1 protein-coding gene and 1 pseudogene are annotated in these 1,887 nt (G+C 63.1%); both read left to right on the top strand.

The window, feature by feature from the left end; all coding sequences use genetic code 11:
• A partial coding sequence (gene gltX / locus P792_RS31630; RefSeq protein ID WP_023979362.1) for a glutamate--tRNA ligase occupies positions 1 to 1,305 on the top strand: 1,305 nt, incomplete at its 5' end.
• Positions 1,298 to 1,887 (top strand): annotated as a pseudogene (gene pyrB / locus P792_RS38995) (aspartate carbamoyltransferase catalytic subunit); the annotation flags it as partial. The gene gltX and the pseudogene pyrB, both read left to right, overlap by 8 nt.

The following is a 1,887-nucleotide window of genomic DNA, read 5'->3' as shown; positions in this document are numbered from 1 at the left end:
GGGCAATTCCTGCTCAGAATCGAGGACACGGACCGCGAGCGCTCGACGCAGCGCGCGGTGGATGTGATTTTCGAAGGGCTGGCCTGGATGGGCATCACGGCGGATGAGGAGCCTGTATTCCAGTCCACGCGTCAGGGCCGCCATACGGAAGTGGCGCAGGAACTGCTTGAGAAAGGTCTGGCCTATCGCTGCTACTGCACGGCAGACGAGCTGAAGCAGATGCGCGAGGATGCCATCGCGAATGGCCAGCCGCCGCGCTATAATGGCATGTGGCGTGACCGTGATCCCTCTGAAGCTCCCGAGGGAGCGCCTTTCGCCGTGCGCCTCAAGGCGCCGCGCGAGGGTGAGACAATTATCAACGATCTGGTCCAAGGCGAGGTCCGCGTCGCCAATGCCGAAATGGATGATCTGATCATTCTTCGCTCGGATGGCACACCCACCTATCTGCATGCCGTGGTGTGTGATGACCATGATATGGCGATCACCCATGTGATCCGTGGCGATGATCATCTGACCAACACGTTTCGTCAGGCGATGATCTATCGCGCCATGGGCTGGGATCTGCCGCATTTCGCCCATCTGCCGCTCATTCACGGGCCGGACGGTGCGAAGCTCTCCAAGCGTCATGGCGCACAATCGGTGGTCGAATTCCGCGATGAGGGCTTTCTGCCGGAGGCGCTGTGCAATTACCTGCTGCGTCTGGGCTGGGGGCATGGCGATGCCGAGATCCTCAACCGTGAGGAGCAGATCCGCCTGTTCGATCTGGATGGCGTCGGCCGCTCGCCGTCACGCATGGATTACGTCAAGCTGACGCACCTGAACGGTGTCTATATGCGTGAGGCCGATGATGCACGTCTGACCGACGATGTGATCGAACGCCTGAAGGAACGCGAGGACCTGACGGTGGATGATGCGCTGCACGCCCGCGTGCTGACGCTGATGCCGGGCCTCAAGGAGCGCGCCAAGCTTCTGACCGACCTCGCCGACAGCGCCGCGTTTCTGGGTCGCTCCCTGCCCTTTACCTATGACGCGAAGGCACAGAAGCAGCTTTCGGAAGAAGGCAAGGAAGTGCTGCGCGGTGTGGCGCAGGCCCTCGCTCTGGTGGAGCCATTCGAGGCATCGGCCATCGATGCCGCACTTCGCGAATTCGCCGAGGCGAAAGCCATCAAGCTGGGGCAGGTCGCCCAGCCCCTGCGTGCGGCCATGACCGGCAGCACGGTATCGCCCGGTATCGACCTGACCCTGCAAGCCCTTGGCCGGGACGAGGTTCTGGCCCGTATAGGAGCCGCGATCGCGCATGGCTGAGACGCTCACCCGACGGCATCATCTGCTTGGCCTTGAGGGCATGAGCGCCGAAGAGATCACCCCCTATCTCGATCTCGCGGCCAATTATGCCCTGCTGAGCCGTTCACGCACCGCACCGCGTGATGCGCTGCGCGGCCGGACGGTGATCAACATGTTCTTCGAGGACAGCACCCGCACACGCACGAGCTTCGAGCTGGCGGGCAAGCGTCTGGGGGCGGATGTCATCAACATGACGGTCGCCACCTCCTCAGTGAACAAGGGTGAGACGCTGCTCGACACGGCAGCCACGCTCAACGCTATGCGCTGCGACCTGCTTGTGGTCCGTCACGCAGCCTCGGGTGCGCCAGCCCTGCTGGCCCAGAAGGTCGAGGCCAGTGTGGTCAATGCCGGTGACGGCATGCATGAGCACCCGACACAGGCCCTGCTCGATGCCCTGACCATCAAGCGCCATCTTGGCACGCTCAGCGGGCTGAACGTCGCGATCTGTGGTGATGTCGGCCATAGCCGTGTCGCGCGCTCGAACATCCATCTGCTGACGGCCATGGGCAGCAAGGTGCGTCTGGTGGGGCCGCCCACCCTCGT

The sequence above is a fragment of the Asaia sp. SF2.1 genome, from assembly GCF_000505765.1.
Taxonomy (GTDB): domain Bacteria; phylum Pseudomonadota; class Alphaproteobacteria; order Acetobacterales; family Acetobacteraceae; genus Asaia; species Asaia bogorensis.
Note: the sequence above shows the minus strand (reverse complement) of the source record. Positions and strands in the feature narration are given on the sequence as shown.